18 protein-coding genes and 1 pseudogene are annotated in these 20,797 nt (G+C 43.9%); 15 read left to right on the top strand and 4 right to left on the bottom strand.

Going from position 1 to position 20,797, the window contains the following annotated elements; all coding sequences use genetic code 11:
* Positions 1-64: 64 nt before the first annotated feature.
* The 7 genes and pseudogenes from HM1_RS03750 to HM1_RS03720 all read left to right on the top strand — a co-directional run bounded on the left by HM1_RS03750 (position 65) and on the right by HM1_RS03720 (position 8,617).
* Complete coding sequence (locus HM1_RS03750; protein WP_012281955.1) at positions 65-655, top strand: D-sedoheptulose-7-phosphate isomerase; 591 nt, start codon at positions 65-67, stop codon at positions 653-655.
* Between the two features lie 2 nt (positions 656-657).
* Positions 658-2,787 (top strand): hypothetical protein, encoded by a 2,130-nt coding sequence (locus HM1_RS03745; RefSeq protein WP_041313271.1) that lies wholly within the window; start codon positions 658-660, stop codon positions 2,785-2,787.
* 4 nt (positions 2,788-2,791) lie between these two features.
* The gene (locus tag HM1_RS15495) at positions 2,792-3,907 is read left to right on the top strand and encodes a hypothetical protein (RefSeq protein WP_012281953.1); all 1,116 of its coding nucleotides are present in this window, start codon (positions 2,792-2,794) and stop codon (positions 3,905-3,907) included.
* Between the two features lie 7 nt (positions 3,908-3,914).
* Entirely contained in the window at positions 3,915-5,108 is a 1,194-nt protein-coding gene (gene gmhB / locus HM1_RS03740; RefSeq protein ID WP_012281952.1) for a D-glycero-beta-D-manno-heptose 1,7-bisphosphate 7-phosphatase, read from the top strand.
* A 544-nt stretch (positions 5,109-5,652) separates the two neighbouring features.
* Positions 5,653-7,127: pseudogene (locus tag HM1_RS15065) on the top strand (IS3 family transposase); the annotation flags it as partial.
* A 248-nt stretch (positions 7,128-7,375) separates the two neighbouring features.
* Positions 7,376-7,579, top strand: coding sequence for an ATP-binding protein (locus tag HM1_RS03725; RefSeq protein ID WP_012281949.1), 204 nt, complete (start codon positions 7,376-7,378; stop codon positions 7,577-7,579).
* 669 nt (positions 7,580-8,248) lie between these two features.
* The gene (locus HM1_RS03720; protein WP_187147803.1) at positions 8,249-8,617 is read left to right on the top strand and encodes an FkbM family methyltransferase; all 369 of its coding nucleotides are present in this window, start codon (positions 8,249-8,251) and stop codon (positions 8,615-8,617) included.
* Positions 8,618-8,723: 106 nt separating this feature from the next.
* Here the strand turns inward: HM1_RS03720 and HM1_RS03715 are convergent, their stop codons facing one another.
* From HM1_RS03715 to HM1_RS15490, 4 genes are all read right to left on the bottom strand, one after another.
* Positions 8,724-9,758 (bottom strand): transposase, encoded by a 1,035-nt coding sequence (locus HM1_RS03715; RefSeq protein ID WP_012281947.1) that lies wholly within the window; start codon positions 9,756-9,758, stop codon positions 8,724-8,726.
* A gap of 163 nt (positions 9,759-9,921) precedes the next feature.
* Complete coding sequence (locus HM1_RS03710) at positions 9,922-10,242, bottom strand: helix-turn-helix domain-containing protein (protein ID WP_012281946.1); 321 nt, start codon at positions 10,240-10,242, stop codon at positions 9,922-9,924.
* Positions 10,239-10,751 carry a transposase gene (locus HM1_RS03705; RefSeq protein WP_012281945.1) on the bottom strand — a complete coding sequence of 171 codons (513 nt, stop codon included), beginning with the start codon at positions 10,749-10,751 and terminating at the stop codon, positions 10,239-10,241. The genes HM1_RS03710 and HM1_RS03705 overlap by 4 nt, the downstream gene beginning before the upstream one ends.
* 30 nt (positions 10,752-10,781) lie before the next feature.
* A complete protein-coding gene (locus tag HM1_RS15490; protein WP_012281944.1) occupies positions 10,782-11,153 on the bottom strand; it encodes a hypothetical protein in 372 nt (123 codons plus the stop codon).
* A gap of 226 nt (positions 11,154-11,379) precedes the next feature.
* On the opposite strand from HM1_RS15490, the gene HM1_RS15485 reads away from it, so the two are divergent.
* The 8 genes from HM1_RS15485 to HM1_RS03670 all read left to right on the top strand — a co-directional run bounded on the left by HM1_RS15485 (position 11,380) and on the right by HM1_RS03670 (position 20,756).
* Complete coding sequence (locus HM1_RS15485; RefSeq protein ID WP_012281943.1) at positions 11,380-11,655, top strand: hypothetical protein; 276 nt, start codon at positions 11,380-11,382, stop codon at positions 11,653-11,655.
* Between the two features lie 10 nt (positions 11,656-11,665).
* On the top strand, positions 11,666-12,808 hold the full coding sequence (locus HM1_RS03700; RefSeq protein ID WP_012281942.1) for a sulfotransferase domain-containing protein: 1,143 nt from the start codon (positions 11,666-11,668) through the stop codon (positions 12,806-12,808).
* Positions 12,786-14,024, top strand: a complete 1,239-nt coding sequence (gene lhgO / locus HM1_RS03695) for an L-2-hydroxyglutarate oxidase (RefSeq protein ID WP_236995062.1) — start codon at positions 12,786-12,788, stop codon at positions 14,022-14,024. Before HM1_RS03700 ends, lhgO begins: the two co-directional genes overlap by 23 nt.
* 320 nt (positions 14,025-14,344) lie before the next feature.
* The gene (locus HM1_RS16105) at positions 14,345-14,953 is read left to right on the top strand and encodes a hypothetical protein (RefSeq protein ID WP_012281940.1); all 609 of its coding nucleotides are present in this window, start codon (positions 14,345-14,347) and stop codon (positions 14,951-14,953) included.
* Positions 14,922-15,692 (top strand): transposase, encoded by a 771-nt coding sequence (locus tag HM1_RS16100; RefSeq protein ID WP_236995037.1) that lies wholly within the window; start codon positions 14,922-14,924, stop codon positions 15,690-15,692. The genes HM1_RS16105 and HM1_RS16100 overlap by 32 nt, the downstream gene beginning before the upstream one ends.
* Before the next feature lie 373 nt (positions 15,693-16,065).
* A complete protein-coding gene (gene cysD / locus HM1_RS03680) occupies positions 16,066-16,965 on the top strand; it encodes a sulfate adenylyltransferase subunit CysD (RefSeq protein WP_012281938.1) in 900 nt (299 codons plus the stop codon).
* Positions 16,965-18,839, top strand: a complete 1,875-nt coding sequence (gene cysN, locus HM1_RS03675) for a sulfate adenylyltransferase subunit CysN (RefSeq protein ID WP_012281937.1) — start codon at positions 16,965-16,967, stop codon at positions 18,837-18,839. The genes cysD and cysN overlap by 1 nt, the downstream gene beginning before the upstream one ends.
* 294 nt (positions 18,840-19,133) lie before the next feature.
* Entirely contained in the window at positions 19,134-20,756 is a 1,623-nt protein-coding gene (locus HM1_RS03670; RefSeq protein ID WP_012281187.1) for an IS1182-like element ISHmo2 family transposase, read from the top strand.
* The last annotated feature ends 41 nt before the right edge of the window (positions 20,757-20,797 follow it).

The raw sequence follows: 20,797 nt of genomic DNA, 5'->3' as shown, positions 1-20,797 counted from the left end.
CGTATCACTGGAAAGAAGTTTCACTAAAGTAATATCGAATTAAAAGAGATGAGTGATATGTTTAATGATGCGTGAGCTGATCAAGGAACGAATCGGACAGGTAGTAGCTCTGTTTCAATCTATAGACGAAGACACGATGGCGTCCATCGAGTCGGCCGCGCAGATGATCATTGATTGCATCCGTAAAGATGGCGCGGTTTATGTCTTGGGAAACGGCGGCTCTGCCGCCGATTCCCAGCATTTTGTCGGAGAAATGGTAGGGCGCTTTCTAAAGGAACGCAAGCCATTTCGTTTTGTGGCATTAACAACGAATACCTCTATTTTAACTTGCATCGGCAACGATTACGCCTTTGACAAAGTCTTTGAAAGACAGGTTGAAGCATCTGTACGTCCCGGAGACGTTTTATTTGCGATTAGCACATCAGGAAATTCTGAGAACATCATATTAGCCTTGCAAAAAGCTAGAGATATGGGTTGTATTACAATCGGTTTAGCCGGCTTAACAGGCGGCCGGATGGCAGAGCTATGTGATGTACTAATCCGGGTTCCTTCAGTTTTGACTCCTCGTATACAAGAATGTCATATTTTTATCATCCATGTGCTTAGCGAACTGATCGAGCAGTATCTTTACCAGAACAGTAGCAATGAGGGGTAATGATGAAGAAATTTATTCTGATAGACCATTCCATTAGAAAATATGGTGGGCATTACTTTGAATACGCCCTCCATGTGCTTCGAGCTGCTCGGGAACTGGGATATCACCCTATTTTAGCGACTAATCGCAGTTTAGACTTGTCCGAAGAGGAGAAAAAGGAATTAGGGTTTGAAATATACCCCATCTATAAATACGATTTTTGGGGTATTTCCAATGAAATGAAAGATGGGTTTAACCTATTTAAAAAAATCAAAAAAAGCTATAATAAACTATTATTCAAAATAAAGTTTAGGCTCTATTACTCAGATATGGGTATACTTTGGCTCGCGAGAAATAATCCGGAGGAATATCTGTCTGGTCAATCCTATAATCTAAGAACACTCGTCATTAAAGGTTTATTGCTCATGCCCTTGGTTTACTTTTTGGCTTTGGCACGGGGGATAAAAAGATTTATAGAAGCAGCTTATATGATAGTGAAAGGCTCGTGGATTGGGACACTGACTCGTGCCTTCTTTGAGCTTTTGAAATCGCTGGTCCTTCCAATAAACTTTATTAACCGTAATCGAAATCGGTTGTTATCACGTATGCACAAGATTTCGAGAATTAAGGCTTTTGAGCGTGGGACTAGAAAGTTGTGTAGTTACATTGAATTACATTCGGATGATATAGTTTTTATTCCTACATTATCAGAATATGATATGTTAGGAATTGGTGAATTCTTCAAATCTGAACAGAACTCAACAAGGGCAACATGGCACCTACTTTATCGAAGAAACATATTTGTTGGACGGGAAGCGGAATATGAAAATCAAAAAGGAAATGTGCAAAGCTTTAGAAAAATGCTTATTGGTTTTCGTGAACGGACAGGAAATTTAAATATTAAGTTTTATACCGATACAGATAAACTAACCTATCAATATAATGAGCTGCATGCCGTTCCATTTTTGACACTACCCATTCCAGTAAACAATGATTTCTTTAAGACGTTGGATCAATATAAAAGAGACAGGCCGCTTCGAGTCGTTTATGCAGGAGATGCTCGTTCGGAAAAGGGATATCAGTTACTTCCATCCATTGTAAGGAATCTATATCAAAATTACGTTATGTCGGAAAAGATAGAATTTATATTTCAGTCAAACTTTAGTTTTAAGCAATTTGAATATCAGGCGAGTGTTGTTTACGCTAGAGAGCAACTAATGAAATACGAAAAAGGAGTATCTATTATTAAAGAGCCTCTGAAGTCAGAGGAATATAAAGACCTTGTTTTATCCGCAGACGTTGGGTTGGTTCTCTATGATAGAGACAACTATTATGCGAGGAGTTCAGGGGCACTCGTAGAATATCTAACCTGCGGTATCCCCGTTATTGTACCTTCGGGAAGTTGGATGTCAGACCAGATAACCGAGGAAATCTTTAGCTACAATGATTCCCTTAAGCAAAAAATGTGTCTCGTTAAGCAATATCAGATGAGTGACTTAGAATGGAGAAAGGAATATGAGCTGCTTAATGAACTAACACTTGATGTGGAAAACTTATTAGAAGATGAGATTAGAGATACCAAAGATACAACGGATAAGAAAAAAATTCCTAAGACATTTAATAATGAACTAATTGTGTGGGGCAATTCCAGAAAAACGTCCTGTAAAGTAGATCGGGAGGATACAGCAAACTATTTATTTATTTCGTATAGACAGGGAAGCGAGAATAAAAAAGGTTCATACGTACGAGTTATTCTAAGGCAATACGATAATAATTGCATTTTACTAAAAGAGGAGTTTACTTCAGTAGGGAATAGGTCTAAAGGTGACATTTCTACAGTATTTTCTTTAGAAGAAAAAACAGCATTTGTAATTGTTAGCTTATCAAACGCTTTTAGCGAGTATGGATTACTTTTAAGAGATGTTGAATTAGAGTTTTACAATTCAGTTGAAAAAACCTTTCCTATTAGCTCAGTTGGTGTTATTTATGATAGGTTAGAAGATATACCTGAAAGGCTAATTGAAGTTATCGAAAACTATGAGCACTATAAGTCTACAAGTCAAAAGTTCTCTTTAGCATGGAGAGAACTTCATAATCCAAATAAACTAGTTCGCCAATTGATAAACAATAGCAATGTTATTGAAAGGGTGTGAAGATTTGAAGATTGTTGGGGTTTCCGATGTCAGTATTGGATACGGAAGTCCGCAAGTGCCTGCATTTATACAGTCAATTTATAATTATTACGTAAATGTAGGAATCTTAGCAACAGGCTATATTCTTGAACCGGATCAACCTGAATCACCTCCTGTACATGATCACTTTGAAGATCTAGTTATTAATCGAGTATATACCCAATACCATCCGCATACAAGCCAAGGGAGACTAGAATATATTAATAAGGCCGCGCAATTAGTAAACCGTCTACAACCGGATATTCTAATTGTTTTTTGTACGTATTCGTTACCTATTCTATATAAGTTAAAGCGCAAACCTAAATTTACGATATACTACAATTACGAAATGGTGCACTTGTATGGTATATTCGAGCTTGAAATGAATCGTCATTTTGAAGGTATTATAGATTTGGTTGTTTATCCAGAGGAAAATCGTGCGGTTAAAGATATTGAGCATTGTGGATTTAAAAAAATACCCTCTGAGATTCTTTATAACATTGCAATGTCAAAAGATAATTTTAGTATTAGGAATGTTGACGAAAGAAATGGACGTATTCTCTACCAAGGAACTATTGATTTTGTAAAGACTTTTGGTAATTATTATCTTGATAGTCGAATACAAAAAATTAACATTGATTTATATGGTAAGATATCAGGGGACAATAGCGACTTTTTATTTCAGAGTTTAACAGAGTCAACAGGTGCAATACGTTACATGGGATATGTAGATAATAAGAGATTATCTCAAATAAGAAAACACTATTCCTATAGTATAGTATCATGGAACCCAATAAACGAAAGTTATTTATTTGCCTGTCCGAATAAGTTTTTTGAGTCTATTTTTGACGGAGTTCCACCTTTGTCTGCGCCTCATCCTCAATGCAAATCAATTATAACCCAATATGAATGTGGTCTTTTAATGGAAGATTGGAGCCTAAAGTCATTTCTTACTACGTTAATGACAGCTAATAGACTATTGGGTACTACTAAGTACGCAAAAATGGTTGAAAACTGTAAGATTGCTGCTGTAAATGAGCTTAATTGGGATAATCAATTTAAAAAAGTGGAACCGTATTTGATTAAACTTAGGAAAGTGTGATAATTAAATGCAAGCCGTTATCCTGGTTGGTGGGTTAGGCGCTCGTCTAGGTACTCTGACGAAGAAAATGCCGAAACCGATGATGGATATTGGTGGTAAACCCTTTTTGGAGTTAATCATTAATAATTTAAAACGTTTTGGAATAAAAAATATTTTACTCCTTGTGGGGTATAGGTGCCACGACATTATTGATTATTTCCAAGATGGCTCTCGATGGAATGTAATAATACGCTATTCAATTGAACGAGAGCCTGCGGGTACGGGTGGAGCCTTACTTCTGGCAAGTGATAAATTAGAAGATGAATTTTTATTGCTAAATGGAGACACTTTCTTTGACTTTAATATTTTAGACTTACTTGTACGTGTTCCTCATGGAAAATGGGAGTTTAAAGTAGCCTTAACACCTTCGAAATCTTCAGAACGTTATGGAAGTATAATTATTAATAATGAAAATAGAGTGACTTCTTTTGTAGAGAAAAGAACTCATTTAAAAAGTGCGCTTATTAATTCAGGCATATACCATGTACGTAAGTCTATTCTTAAATACATTGACTCTATACCTTGTTCTTTAGAGAATCATGTGTTGCCGAAAATAGTATCCAATGAACAGATGTATGGGTATATCTATAATGGTTATTTTGTTGATATTGGTATTCCCTGCGACTTAGAAAGAGGAAGGATGGATTTGCCCGATAGAAAGCGTCCAGCAGCGTTTCTAGATAGAGATGGAGTTATAAATTATGATAAAGGATACGTTCACAAGAAGGAAGATTTTAATTGGATGCAAGGTGCTATTGAGGCGATTAAGTATTTAAATGATATTGGATATTATGTAATCGTGATTACTAATCAAGCTGGTGTTGCACGCGGTTATTATACTGAAGAACAATTAAATGCGTTCCATTTATGGATTAACGAACAATTGATTGAACAAGGGGGACACATAGACAAATTCTATTATTGTCCTCACCACCCTACTGAAGGGATAGGGCCTTATCGGATTATATGCGATTGTAGAAAGCCAAGTTCAGGTTTGATTATTAAAGCCATGGAGGAATTTAATATCGATAAAAAAACAAGCTTCTTACTAGGAGATAAAGATACGGATATTATTGCGGGAAAAGAAGCACAAATAAATAGCTTTTTATTTACGGGACATAATCTACTTGATGAGATAATCTTAATATTAAATCGATTATAAGATTCCCCTGCAAAAAGTAACCCCAGGAGGGTATAAGCTAGAAGGATAACGAAAACCCGAAAACGAACTACCATAACCAAGCCCTAGCCGGAGCTGTGTGAACGGTAAACTAAAAGGGATGAATTTTGGCCATTAAAAATGGACAAAAAACGGTCACTTTCCTTGGATGTCTGGTACAATGTGCGAGTCGTCAGAACGGGTACCGCCAGCGATTCACGCCTGAGAAAGCAATGCAACAGCAGGCCACCTGATCGCGGCAGAAGAAGACGGCAACTACATCATCCAGTATTACAAGGAGGCCGTCGAAATCCATTGATGGGGTGGAAAATGTACGCACAGATTCATCACCAAAAAGATCAGGGACTGAAGCCTTCCAAGGTGGCCCGTTTCCTCGACGTGAATATCAAGACCCCCCTGTGTTAGGCTAGTTGTCGTAGGACCTAAAGGAGTATAATTATAAAAAGCCTTTAGGGAGGACGTACACATGACTGGCCAACGAGGACATAAATACAGTCCGGAGTTTAAAGAATCCATCGTCCGACGGATGATGCCACCAGAGAACGCCACCGTAGCCGAACTGTCGGAAGAGACCGGTGTCACTGAGGTGACTTTATACAAATGGAGACGAGAAGCACGGATTAACGGAAACGCAACACCCGGGGATGGGCGTGAATCAGAGCAATGGAGTTCGGAAGACAAGTTCCTTATTGTCATGGAAACCTACGCCATGAACGAGAATGACCTCAGTGAGTATTGCCGCAAAAAGGGACTGTATCCGGAACAAATCGAAGCTTGGCGGAAAACCTGTCTTCATGCCAACGCTCGCCAGACAGCGGAAAGCAAGGAATTAAAGACCGAGCTTCGGGAAGAGAAAAAACGCAGTAAAAGCCTAGAAAGAGACCTGCGTCGGAAGGAAAAAGCCTTGGCAGAAGCGGCAGCTCTTTTGGTGTTGCAAAAAAAGGTCCAAGCGATCTGGGGGGAGCCAGAGGACGAATGATCAGTGCCCAAGATCGCAGAACAGTCGTAGAACTGATCAAAGAAGCGAATATCAATGGAGCCCAAATTTCAAAGGCGTGCAAGGTACTGAGTATTTCTAGAAGGACCTATGAACGGTGGAACAAATCTGGAGATGAAATCGCCGATAGACGACCACTGGCCCAGCGTCCCGTACCGAAGAACAAGCTGACCGAAGAAGAGCGACAAGAGGTTCTCAACACCGTCAATCAAAAGGAATATAGCAGTTTGCCTCCATCGCAAATCGTTCCTGATTTAGCCGATAAAGGTATATATATCGCCTCCGAGTCGACCATTTATCGAATCCTGCGAGAATCGGAACAGCAACACCATCGAGGAAGAAGCAAACGGCCGAGCCCACGTCCACCGGAAACACACATTGCCACAGCCCCCAACCAAGTGTGGTCTTGGGACATTAGTTGGCTTCCCGGCCCTGCCCATGGCATCTATTATCGGCTGTACTTGATTTTAGACATCTTTAGCCGATACATCGTGGGCTGGGAGATTTGGGAGAAGGAAACCGCAGAGTATGCATCTGAACTGGTTAAAAAAGCAGTCATTTCAGAGAAGATTAAAGGACAACCCTTGGTGCTTCATTCCGATAACGGAAGCCCCATGAAGGCATCCTCATTCCTTGTTCTGCTCGAAAAGTTGGGCGTCAGTTCATCCTTCTCAAGGCCTCGTGTCAGTAACGACAACCCGTATTCTGAGTCGTTATTCAGAACCTGCAAGTACCGTCCGGACTACCCGTATAAAGGATTTGGAACCCTACAAGATGCCCGGAAGTGGATGAGTCAGTTTGTCTATTGGTATAACGAAAAGCACCGGCACAGCGGTTTGCAATTTATTAAACCTCGACAACGTCATGAAGGAAGAGCCTTGGAGATTCTGGAGAAACGCCGCAAGGTGTACGAAGAAGCTCGGAACCGTCACCCCGAACGTTGGGCGAGAGGAACCCGAAACTGGGCCTTGAGTGATAAAGTGGCCCTAAATCCAACAAAAGAAGATCACAGGCGGATTCCCGAGGGAGGGGGCCGGTTCTTAAAACGGATGCTAAGCAACCCGGCAGCCGCCGCTTGCGGTCGGAGCGAAGCGAAGAGTCTTGACGAATGTGCTAGACTGAGCAAAGCCGACCAGAGCTAATGTTCCACAGGCGTATGTCCGTCGGTCGGGGTGATTTATTCACAGCACATTTGTCAAGACCGGCGGTTGCATATAGATTAAAGTTTACATAGGTCCATGCGTCAACTATCTTGACAAACACCGTCAACGACCTGTACCAGCGAACATCAGTCATCATCACATCCAACAAGAGCTTCGAAGAGTGGCCTGAAGTCTTTGGCGACAGTGTGATCACCACCGCCATTCTGGACCGGCTCGTCCACTACAGCGAACTTTTCTCTTTATCCGGGGACAGCTACCGGATGACCCATCGCAAGACCTTTTTGACGGCATGACCCCACCCATTGTTCCTAGATTCCCCGAGGCGGGTCTCTATGCTGCTTGCCCATAAGGAATCGTCAGGTTGACCGGGGAACCGGCTTGCCGGCGCGCAGCGGCCTTGACCGGCAGGGTAAAATGAAAACCCGACGGGAACTCAGGGTTCCTTGTTCCTGAGTTCCCGTCGGCGCCAAACGCCAACCCTGCCGAGTCAAGGCTTCCCCAGACAACCGCGCCGAAGACGCAATTTTCTCTCACGGGTATGTTTGGGTACCCATATGCCCAAGGCCGAATTGAATCAACGCGATTCTTGGATATATGGGTACCCAAAAACCACGAATGAAAATGGTTATGATTGGAATTAGGCAATGAAAAACGGCCATGCATGATGGCCAAAAAAAGTCCAAAATTAATGGCCGATTTTTGACCAAAACACTTGACCGATCACACCATTTTATCCCATTTTATATTACAGCAAATTCCAGACAGGCGGCGAGATTACAAAGGAGCCTCTTGAAAAAAGTTTTTTTGCAGGGGAATCATTATAATTAAACCTATGGATTAGTTAGTAATGGTATGGTGGCAGGGATAGGTGCCCTGAAAGAAGGACTTAAATAGAAGAATTGAGTGTTAACGTAAAATACGATGCTATGAATAAAGTTATTTTCGAAAGGAGACTATTGGAAATGATGGCTAAAAATGGGGTAGAAAAATTCGGGGAACATATTCCATGGGAAATTGCTGTTCAACTAGGTATAAAAAATTTCGCAAAGGATGGTGATTGTGTACTCGATATAGGAGCTAATGTCGGCGCTATTTCTATTGCTATGTCTCGATTGGTTGGTGAGAACGGGGTTGTATACGCATTTGAGGCAAACCCGAATCTCGAAGCAACGATTAAAGCCAATTTAGAAATAAATGAAAGTCATAATGTAAAGTTGACAAATAAAGCAGTTTGGCAGAACCTACGCAATCGAAATAGCACCAAGCAAATGAGCGACCTCTTACGGTTAACCGATTTAATGGCGATACCAATTCTCTCTTTAAATGTTTAAATTATCCAGTCGACAGTTGCATTTATCCTACGCAATTTTATGGAAAAAAACACCTTGTTTATACCAGTGCTTCGATAGGCAATCCCACCCTTTCACCCTTGGTCAGCTAGGCAGTAGATAAGCCCCACTCCCAGACCCAACGATATAGATGTAAAGATACCCACCTCGTCGCTTCGCGCATCTCATCAATGAGATATCGAAGCGGCACATCTCGATGACGAGAGGCAGGGAGGTGGTGAAAGAAAAACAATCGCTTAAGATTAAAAGCCAGCACTTGAAATCCGATCATCGCTTTGATCGCCACCGAATCGTGCACGAAGCAGTGGTCCAAGGCGTTGAACGTCTTAAGGTTGCGAAATCCAATATTCTCAATATCCCAACGAGCGGCGGCAATTTGTGCGATCGTCTGGGTATCCGCTTTTTCGGATGAGCATGTGGTTGCTATCCAGCGCTCCACCACATCAGTGACAAAGACTTCTTTGTTTGCTTCGATGACTGTCTTGTTGGTATGACGAATGATTTTTACGATTCGCATGGGCACGCGAACTTGCGGCCATTGTGCCAATCCCTCTTCGTCCCAAGCTTGAACGTAAACGGTATTCCCTTTTCCATCTCTTTCTTCCCAAGTGGAGTCCGGAAGCCGGTTCGCAAAGCAGGCATTTGCCTCTTTCATTATCCGTCGACGTTCTTCTTTCATGCGAACAACTACATGAGCGCCTGCATCCAGAGCGGCATGAATGACGGGTGCTTTGGCAAACAGCGCGTCTAACGTGTATACATCCGTTATTTTTCCATAGGTCTCGGCCATACGTCGGATCAATCGTTGGGCGACGGTGGTTTCTCCTTCATCCTTGTCCACCCCATCCTGAGGTTTTCGCATTTCCCAGTCATAAATCAGGTTCGCGCTACCGCCAACCTGTTGGGCGACTACGACCGCATGATAATAGTCGGTGGTTTTGTCGCGGTGTTCGCGCGTAAGGCATTCGGGACAACGATAGGCCTTGGTGTGGAATAACTCCACGCCATCGATGGCAGTCACTCGCCAACCATTGATGCTTTCCTTCTGCGGGCCGCGTTGCTCCTTATATCGCTGGATCACACAGTTATGCTGCTCTCGTTGCTCTTTTAGATCCCATTTCATCAACGGTGTTTGTCAAGATAGTTGACGCATGGACCTATGTAAACTTTAATCTATATGCAACCGCCGGTCTTGACAAATGTGCTGTGAATAAATCACCCCGACCGACGGACATACGCCTGTGGAACATTAGCTCTGGTCGGCTTTGCTCAGTCTAGCACATTCGTCAAGACTCTTCGCTTCGCTCCGACCGCAAGCGGCGGCTGCCGGGTTGCTTAGCATCCGTTTTAGGAGGCAAACTGCTATATTCCTTTTGATTGACGGTGTTGAGAACCTCTTGTCGCTCTTCTTCGGTCAGCTTGTTCTTCGGTACGGGACGCTGGGCCAGTGGTCGTCTATCGGCGATTTCATCTCCAGATTTGTTCCACCGTTCATAGGTCCTTCTAGAAATACTCAGTACCTTGCACGCCTTTGAAATTCGGGCTCCATTGATATTCGCTTCTTTGATCAGTTCTACGACTGTTCTGCGATCTTGGGCACTGATCATTCGTCCTCTGGCTCCCCCCAGATCGCTTGGACCTTTTTTTGCAACACCAAAAGAGCTGCCGCTTCTGCCAAGGCTTTTTCCTTCCGACGCAGGTCTCTTTCTAGGCTTTTACTGCGTTTTTTCTCTTCCCGAAGCTCGGTCTTTAATTCCTTGCTTTCCGCTGTCTGGCGAGCGTTGGCATGAAGACAGGTTTTCCGCCAAGCTTCGATTTGTTCCGGATACAGTCCCTTTTTGCGGCAATACTCACTGAGGTCATTCTCGTTCATGGCGTAGGTTTCCATGACAATAAGGAACTTGTCTTCCGAACTCCATTGCTCTGATTCACGCCCATCCCCGGGTGTTGCGTTTCCGTTAATCCGTGCTTCTCGTCTCCATTTGTATAAAGTCACCTCAGTGACACCGGTCTCTTCCGACAGTTCGGCTACGGTGGCGTTCTCTGGTGGCATCATCCGTCGGACGATGGATTCTTTAAACTCCGGACTGTATTTATGTCCTCGTTGGCCAGTCATGTGTACGTCCTCCCTAAAGGCTTTTTATAATTATACTCCTTTAGGTCCTACGACAACTAGCCTAACACAGGGGGTCAAGGCTTGTCGCACCGTATCATGTGATGGCAATCGAATGTTTTTGGGAACCAATTGACGGAATACCCCGGTTTTTTGCCAACGGTCCATCTGCTCCATACTTTCCATACAGAAAAAGGCGCCAAAAAAAGCGACGGTAAAAATGGCTGGGGCTTTGATACGGGGTTGTTTGCGACCATCCTTTGCTTGACGGACCATCTGCGAAAAGCCATATACCTTTGAGGCGTACTGCGTAAAATGTTGAATTAGTCGGCCCGCTTTTTTTCCACCAGGTGTTCTACAAAAAATTTTCTGGACTTCTTCGAGTGGCTGTGCTACGCTTTGCACTGAGGATTCCCCCTTTGTTCAGTGTTTTGCTTTGCAACCACTCACTTCGACAAAGGTAACGGGAATCCTTTAAAATTTTCTGGAAATTAATCTAATTACATCCATTTTCCCGTGGGAATTGTCGCGTTTTCATGACAATTCTCCAACAGCGCCTCAGACAGGGGATTAGCAGACTTTTTTATTAAAGATGCGTGGGTTTTGCTTAGTCTCTAGGCCTATAGAATTATTGAAAAAAGGGAGATATATTTTAGAGATTTCATTTGAAGGAGCAGATGACCTTAACGCAGGTTTAAGAGTATTTTCTAATAAAACACAAAAGGAATTTGGAGCCTATTATACAGTTGCATGGCATCTTAAGATTCATTCTTGCTCAGCTATTGCTTTTGATATTGAACAGGAAGAGGAGGTAATTACTGAAATCATTGCTAACGAATCTTCTAAGAAATATGAGCTAAAATTAATAAAAGTATGGAAAGTAGATTTTGTTAACAAGAATAGTTAAGGAGAAGGAAATGGATAAAGAGATATTAAGAAAAACGGTTGAAAACGTTCGGGAGCTTATTGATACTAAAAATTACAGGATCGCTGATACGATATTAGAAGAATTGCTTACAGAGCATCCCCATAATCCCGAGATAAATTATCTATTAGCATACGTAAAACATGTAAGTGGTTTTGATCTACATTTAGCTATAGATTATTATAATCAATCACTAGTATACGGATTTGATGAGTATTGGGTTAGATATCATAGAGCGCAATTATATCATTTGCTAGGTAATACAGAGTCTGCGATTAAAGATTTAGAGATTGCTATTTCTATTAATGAAAATAATGTTGATGCTAAAAATATACTTAATTTAATTAATGGGAATGAATTATTTACAAACAAAGCAAATAATCATAACTGTGAATTTAAAGTATTAGTGAACAGTATTCCAAAGGCAGGCACTAATCTCCTAACTACATGTATAAATAGCATAAAGGCTTTACGGTATTCAGGTTATCATGTAGAACATGAAGAACCGCATCAATTGATAACAATATTTGATTCGTTACGCAAAGGACAGTATGTATCGTCTCACTTGTATCCGACATATACGAATGTGAATATAGTCGAAAAAAATAAATTTAAGACACTGTTAATGGTGCGTGATCCAAGGGATGTTGTAGTATCATGGGTGAATTACGCGACCAAAAAGGAATATGTTAGGTATACTGATTACTTAATTCGTCTAAAAGATGATCACCAACGATTGTTAACTGGGATTTCCGGCGTATCCAGGGATCAGTGTTCGAAAAGATACGGTCAAGAAGATATTGGAACTGTTTTTAGAGAATACCTAAAATGGAATAATTATGAGTACAATTTAATGGTTCGCTATGAAGATTTAATTGGTCCAGAAGGTAACGGATCTAAAGAAAAGCAAATTCAGCAAATTGAGAAGGTTCTACGTCATTTAGGAATAACAATACCAAACGAACAAATCTTAGTCATTTCGAATAAGGTTTTTAACGTTGATAGTCCAACTTTTAGAAAAGGGATAATTGGGGATTGGAAGAATCATTTTTCTGATGAGCATAAAAAGGCGTTTAAAGAAATAGCGGGGGATGTCTTAATAACGCTTGGCTATGAAGAAAATTATGACTGGTAATGGAGGAAAAAAATTGGATAAATACGACATTGTAATTATCGGTGCAGGGATAATTGGCCTAAGCATAGCTTTTGAATTAAAAAAACGAGATTCCTCATTAGCATTGGCGATCCTAGAAAAGGAATCACAAGTAGCGCAACATTCTAGCGGTAGAAATAGTGGTGTACTACACGCTGGATTTTACTATACCGCTGATAGCTTGAAAGCCCGGTTTACTCGTGATGGAAATACTGAAATGACCAATTATTGTCTTGACAGGGGGATTAAGATAAATCGTTGCGGTAAACTCGTAGTTGCAACTTCGGTCGAAGAAATACAAGGGTTAGAAGAATTAAAACGCCGTGCCGATCGTAATGGTGTAAATTTATTATGGGTAGACGAAAGGGAGGCAGCCCAAATTGAACCGAATATTAGAACAGTGGAAAAAGCACTATATTCACCAACAACATCATCTGTTGATCCCATGGAAGTTTGTCAAAAATTAAAAGAGACTTTGATTCAGATGCGAGTAGATATTTTTTTTAATACACCTTACACTGGCTATAAGAATGGATTGGTGATGGCGGGAGAGTTAAAAATTAAAGCCGATTATATTATTAATGCAGCAGGATTATATGCTGATAAAATTGCTCATGATTTTAATTTTGGAAAGAAATATACCATTATACCTTTTAAAGGAGTATATTTAAAGTACACAAAAAATAAAACTGACATTCGAACAAATATATATCCTGTACCAAATTTAGCAAATCCTTTTTTGGGAGTACATTTTACAAAAACAGTAGATGGAAATATAAAAATTGGTCCTACTGCGATACCAGCGTTTTGGAGAGAAAACTATTTAGGTATGCAAAATTTTAATATTGGAGAGTTTCTTTTAGTTGCGGGTTATGAAATGAAGTTATTTATTACGAACTCGTTTAATTTTAGGTCGCTGGCAAGTAATGAAATGAAAAAATACAATAGAAGACATTTTATTCAATTGGCTGAGAAGATGGTTCGTCATTTAGATAAGGATGGTTTTGGCGACTATCTACGACCTGGTATTCGTGCACAACTGCTCAATAAAGAATCTCTGGAATTAGTTCAAGATTTTATTATCGAAGGAGATAATCGTACGTTGCATATTTTAAACGCAGTCTCTCCTGCGTTCACTTGTGCTTTTCCCTTCGCTCGATTTGTTATTGATAAAATGATAGAACTAAAAAGAAACTAAATAATTACGGGGTTAAAAAATTGTGTTTAGGAAAAGGCATGAGAAAATTAGATGACCATAATAAATAAATATACGATTTGGTGAAAAAATTGTCAAGATAATTAAAACAAGGTTACCATCAGAACCCACGCATCTTTAATAAAAAAGTCTGCTAATCCCCTGTCTGAGGCGCTGTTGGAGAATTGTCATGAAAACGCGACAATTCCCACGGGGAAATGGATGTAATTAGATTAATTTCCAGAAAATTTTAAAGGATTCCCGTTACCTTTGTCGAAGTGAGTGGTTGCAAAGCAAAACACTGAACAAAGGGGGAATCCTCAGTGCAAAGCGTAGCACAGCCACTCGAAGAAGTCCAGAAAATTTTTTGTAGAACACCTGGTGGAAAAAAAGCGGGCCGACTAATTCAACATTTTACGCAGTACGCCTCAAAGGTATATGGCTTTTCGCAGATGGTCCGTCAAGCAAAGGATGGTCGCAAACAACCCCATATCAAAGCCCCAGCCATTTTTACCGTCGCTTTTTTTGGCGCCTTTTTCTGTATGGAAAGTATGGAGCAGATGGACCGTTGGCAAAAAACCGGGGTATTCCGTCAATTGGTTCCCAAAAACATTCGATTGCCATCACATGATACGGTGCGACAAGCCTTGATGAAATGGGATCTAAAAGAGCAACGAAAGCAGCATAACTGTGTGATCCAGCGATATAAGGAGCAACGCGGCCCGCAGAAGGAAAGCATCAATGGTTGGCGAGTGACTGCCATCGATGGCGTGGAGTTATTCCACACCAAGGCCTATCGTTGTCCCGAATGCCTTACGCGCGAACACCGCGACAAAACCACCGACTATTATCATGCGGTCGTAGTCGCCCAACAGGTTGGCGGCAACGCGAACCTGATTTATGACTGTTCAGGATGGGGTGGACAAGGATGAAGGAGAAACCACCGTCGCCCAACGATTGATCCGACGTATGGCCGAGACCTATGGAAAAATAACGGATGTATACACGTTAGACGCGCTGTTTGCCAAAGCACCCGTCATTCATGCCGCTCTGGATGCAGGCGCTCATGTAGTTGTTCGCATGAAAGAAGAACGTCGACGGATAATGAAAGAGGCAAATGCCTGCTTTGCGAACCGGCTTCCGGACTCCACTTGGGAAGAAAGAGATGGAAAAGGGAATACCGTTTACGTTCAAGCTTGGGACGAAGAGGGATTGGCACAATGGCCGCAAGTTCGCGTGCCCATGCGAATCGTAAAAATCATTCGTCATACCAACAAGACAGTCATCGAAGCAAACAAAGAAGTCTTTGTCACTGATGTGGTGGAGCGCTGGATAGCAACCACATGCTCATCCGAAAAAGCGGATACCCAGACGATCGCACAAATTGCCGCCGCTCGTTGGGATATTGAGAATATTGGATTTCGCAACCTTAAGACGTTCAACGCCTTGGACCACTGCTTCGTGCACGATTCGGTGGCGATCAAAGCGATGATCGGATTTCAAGTGCTGGCTTTTAATCTTAAGCGATTGTTTTTCTTTCACCACCTCCCTGCCTCTCGTCATCGAGATGTGCCGCTTCGATATCTCATTGATGAGATGCGCGAAGCGACGAGGTGGGTATCTTTACATCTATATCGTTGGGTCTGGGAGTGGGGCTTATCTACTGCCTAGCTGACCAAGGGTGAAAGGGTGGGATTGCCTATCGAAGCACTGGTATAAACAAGGTGTTTTTTTCCATAAAATTGCGTAGGATAAATGCAACTGTCGACTGGATAATTTAAACATTTAAAGAGAGAATTGGTATCGCCATTAAATCGGTTAACCGTAAGAGGTCGCTCATTTGCTTGGTGCTATTTCGATTGCGTAGGTTCTGAATAGATGATGACTTTTTGCAGGAACTATCCCCTACTTATATGGAAATTTAAACAAGTTCAGCGTGGAAAAGCCCTATCGATCCTGAATCTCTTTATGAAGCATTAATCATGGATAGTATATCCTGATAGATACAATACTCACTCGAAGTGTGTAACTGGAGGAACGAGCTATGGCTTCACCAGGTCTATACTTCCTTGAATCAGAAAGCATTGAAATCATTCGTGAAGCTTTCGCCGAATCCCGTAAACCTGTGATGCTCTACTCTATAGGAAAAGATTCTTCCGTAATGCTCCATCTAGCACGGAAGGCCTTTTATCCGGCTAAACCGCCGTTTCCTCTTCTGCATGTAGATACAACTTGGAAATTTGTCGATATGTATGCACACAGATCGCGCATGGTTGCCGAATCGGGAATGGAACTGCTGATTTATGTGAACCAACAGGGCTTGCAAGAGGGGATCAATCCCTTCGAGCATGGTTCTAGCTATTATACGGATGTCATGAAAACACAAGCCCTGCGACAGGTATTAGATGCCCACAACTTCGATGTGGTTTTCGGCGGCGCTCGACGTGATGAGGAGAAATCTCGTGCGAAGGAACGGGTTTTTTCTTTTAGAGCTCCCGGGCATCGTTGGGAGCCCAAGGCTCAGCGTCCTGAACTCTGGAATCTCTACAATACCCACACCCATCCGGGGGAATCGATACGGGTTTTTCCGCTGTCCAACTGGACTGAGTTGGATATTTGGCAGTACATCTACCAAGAAAGCATCCCTATCGTTCCGCTCTACTTTGCCAAAGAACGTCCTGTTGTCGAGCGTGGTGGCATTTGGATCATGGTTGATGATCATCGGTTCCCGTTGAGACCGGATGAAAAGCCAGAGATGCGGATGGTGCGCTTCCGCACATTAGGGTGCTACCCGTTGACGGGCGCCATTGAGAGTACAGCGGCTAATTTGGAGGAGATCATTGCGGAGACATTTAATGCCCGTTCTTCGGAGCGTCAAGGGCGCTTGATCGATTCTGACCAGCCCGGCTCGATGGAGAAAAAGAAGCAGGAGGGCTATTTCTGATGGCGGCCAAACAAGCAAAAGAGATCACCGCTTTTCTGGAGGAGCAGAGCCGCAAAGATACCTTGCGCTTCATTACCTGCGGCAGTGTGGATGATGGAAAATCGACACTGATCGGCCGGTTGCTCTATGAATCCAAAGGTATATTTGATGATCAACTCAAGGCGTTAGAGGGTGATTCCAAACAGTACGGCACTCAGGGCGAAAAGATCGACTTCGCCCTGCTGGTCGATGGCTTGCAGGCCGAGCGTGAGCAGGGAATCACCATCGATGTCGCCTATCGCTTTTTTGCCACTGACCGGCGGCGGTACATCGTGGCCGATACGCCCGGGCATGAGCAGTATACCCGCAACATGGCTACTGGCGCCTCCACGGCCCAATTGGCCGTTATCCTGATCGACGCTCGCAAAGGTGTCCTTACGCAAACCCGTCGCCATAGCCGCATTGCGGCGATGATGGGCATTCGCCATGTGGTGCTGGCGATCAACAAGATGGATCTGGTGGGATTCAACGAGAAGGTGTTCCGTTCCGTCGAGGAGGATTACCGCGCATTTTCGGCTGCTTTTACTTTCAAAACCATTCAGGCCATTCCGTTGTCAGCGCTGGAAGGCGACAACGTCGTTCGTCCGAGTGAACACACGCCCTGGTACACCGGACCCACGTTAATGCATTATCTAGATACGCTGTCTTTCGATCCGGCCTCGGAACGTCAAGCCTTTCGAATGCCGGTGCAGTGGGTCAATCGTCCCCATCTCGATTTCCGGGGTTTTTGCGGTCGTATCGCCGAGGGCGAAGTTCGGCCTGGGGACGCTGTTCGCCTGTTGCCTTCCGGCGTCACCAGCCGGGTGAAGGAAATCATCGTCTGCCCGGGCGGACTGGACCTGGCGCAACGGGGAGACGCCGTCACATTGACCCTGACCGATGAGGTGGATGTCAGCCGGGGCGATGTGATCGCATCAGCGGAGCATCCCCCGGAAGTGGCCGACCAATTCCAGGCGAGACTCATTTGGATGGCCGAGCACCCGATGGTCCCGGGACGGCCTTATCTGCTGAAAATCCATCATAAGGAAGTCACGGCCACCGTCACCCGGATTAAATACCGTGAGGAAATCAACACAGGGGCGCAACTCGCAGCGAATCAGATTGCTTTGAATGAAATTGCGGTGGTGCATCTGTCGACCAGCCAGCCCATCGTCTTCGAGCCCTACGATGTCAACCGAACCTTGGGTGGCTTCATCCTGATCGACAAGCTCACTTTCGAGACCGTTGCCGCCGGTATGATCACTTTCGCCTTACGACGCTCTTCCAATATTCACTGGCATGCCATGGAGATCGACAAGCAAGCCCGTGCCGAACTGAAGCATCAACGACCGCGCTGTTTATGGTTTACCGGTTTGTCCGGTTCCGGCAAATCCACTCTTGCCAACCTGTTAGAAAAGCGCCTTTTTGCCGAAGGCAAGCACACCTATATCCTCGATGGCGATAATGTCCGTCACGGATTGAACCGCGACCTGGGCTTTACGGAAGCCGATCGTGTGGAGAATATCCGCCGTGTGGCCGAGGTGGCCAAGTTGATGGTCGATGCCGGCTTGATCGTGCTTGTTTCCTTTATTTCGCCTTTTCGAGCAGAACGGCGTATGGCGAGACAACTCTTTGCCGAAGGTGAATTTATAGAGATCTTCGTGGATACCCCGCTGGAAGAGTGCGAAAAACGGGACCCCAAAGGTTTGTACGCCAAGGCGAGACGAGGAATGCTCAAGAACTTTACTGGCATCGACAGTGTCTATGAACCGCCGGAATCTCCGGAGGTGCACATTAAAACAATGGAATGGGAGCCAGAGGCTTCCGTAGATATGCTGATGCGATGGCTAGGATAAACAGAAGCTATCTATCGCGACTTATCCCTTGGCAGATAACTTCAAACAAACGCATATGAAAGAACGATGCCGCATCTGTCCGTTGAAAGATGGAAAAGTCTTGACGGACAAGCAAAAGCCTCCTAATCTATAGTTAGATAAATTACTACCTATTAGAGTCTGTCTAAAAACCCCCTCAAGAGAGGGCAAAAAGCAAGACGTTTTTATATGGAAATTGGTGGAATTTAAAGGGAATTCGACTCTTCGCGTCGAAGGATATAGGTACAAAGACTGTTTATAGCGAGGCGATGTACCTTGTTTCGATTCGATGTGGACCCCCAAGTTAGCTTTTACGACTTTGCAGCCCTCTGGGACCAACTTGTGCCTGCCGATTCCGTCTTTCGCCTGTTTCGTGAATTGGCGCCCCTATTAATACAACCGGAGGATTTTACAGGTCTCTATTGCCTTGACAACGGACGTCCCAGTCATGCGGCCCGGCAGATGACGATGGCCTGCATGTTACAGGAAATGCTGGGCGAAACAGACCGGGGGATGGAAGCACAGACACGTGTGAACATCGAGGTCAAGTTTGCGTTAGGAATGGCCCTCGATGAACCGGGCATTGATCACGCCAATTTTGGCGTCCACCGGCAACGGCTCATCCAAAAGGAACTTGATAAGGTCTATCTCGATCGCTTTATCCGGTTGATGTACTACCTGGGCGTTTTGACAGGGAAAGAACCTTGGATAACGGACACGACCCATGTCATAGCTCCCATCAGTGCCCCCACGACCATCGAACTGATCCGCCAAGCCATGCGCCTGTTGGTGCGTCTTTTGGCGAAGCAATACAGTGTTCCATGGCATGCAATCCCCCATGCCCCTCGGGCGGTACGTTACCTGGAAACAGTGACGGAAGTGAAAGAGCATAACCTGGACGATAAGGCCAAAATGGAACGGCTTGTTGAAGTGGTCAGCGAGGCTGACGAACTGCTGGCCTACGTGGAGTCATCGGAGGCTTCGTGGAAGAAGAAGCCCGATGTCATTCATTACGCCCTTTTGCTTTGCCGTATCCTCCGTGAACGAATCATTCGGAAAGATGATGGAACTCTTGAGATAGCCCCCGGCGGTTCTGTCAAAGATATGATAGTTTCGGCTGTAGACAGCGAAGCCCGTTTCGGTTGTAAGGGCAAGACGAAATGGCGCGGGTATAAGATGGCCATCGTCGAAGTCGGAAATTCCGGATTTATCGCCGCCGCCGAGGCCATGAAAGCCAACGACTATGACGGCTCCAGTCTGGTGCCGTTAGCGGATCAGCTTCCCACCGATTGTGTAGAAAACCCGACGATCATTGGAGATACCCACTATGGTGCGGGCGATGACCGTGTCACCCTCAAGGAAAAAGGCATTGACGTAGTGGCGCCACTTTCACCAAAGACAAAATGTGATATCCTCGCGGGCGAGGGATTTCAAGTTTCCGAAGACCAAACACAACTGATCTGCCCGAGAGGAAAAGTCATCACCACCTATTCGGAAGTGGCAGATGGGAAGAACTTCGTGCTTCGCGCCAAGGACCATGATTGCAAGCACTGCCCTCGTTACACGACCTGTTTTAAAGAAAAGAAACATCGGCGCACGATTTTTATTCACAACGCCTATGGTGTCATGCTCGAGGCGGCAAAGCACTCCCAAACGAAAATCTATAAGGAACAGATGCGTCTTCGCAGCCGCATCGAAGCCAAGCAAAATGAACTGGTCAACCGTTACGGACTGCGCCGGGTTCGCCGTATCGGAAAACGAAATCTGGCTTATGCCGCCCGGCTCAGCGCGTTAGCGGCGAACTTTCAAAAACTCAACCGTCTACGAAATGATAAGAATGCAACCATGGTGTTGGAGGTGAGTGCCTTACGCGGTGTTGCTTTCAAAAAAGCCGCATAAGGTGCAAGGGGGAGATCTGCCCTTTTTGAGGAAAATCCTCA

The sequence above is a fragment of the Heliomicrobium modesticaldum Ice1 genome (assembly GCF_000019165.1).
Lineage (GTDB): Bacteria > Bacillota > Desulfitobacteriia > Heliobacteriales > Heliobacteriaceae > Heliomicrobium > Heliomicrobium modesticaldum.
This window is presented reverse-complemented; position numbering and strand designations above follow the sequence as displayed.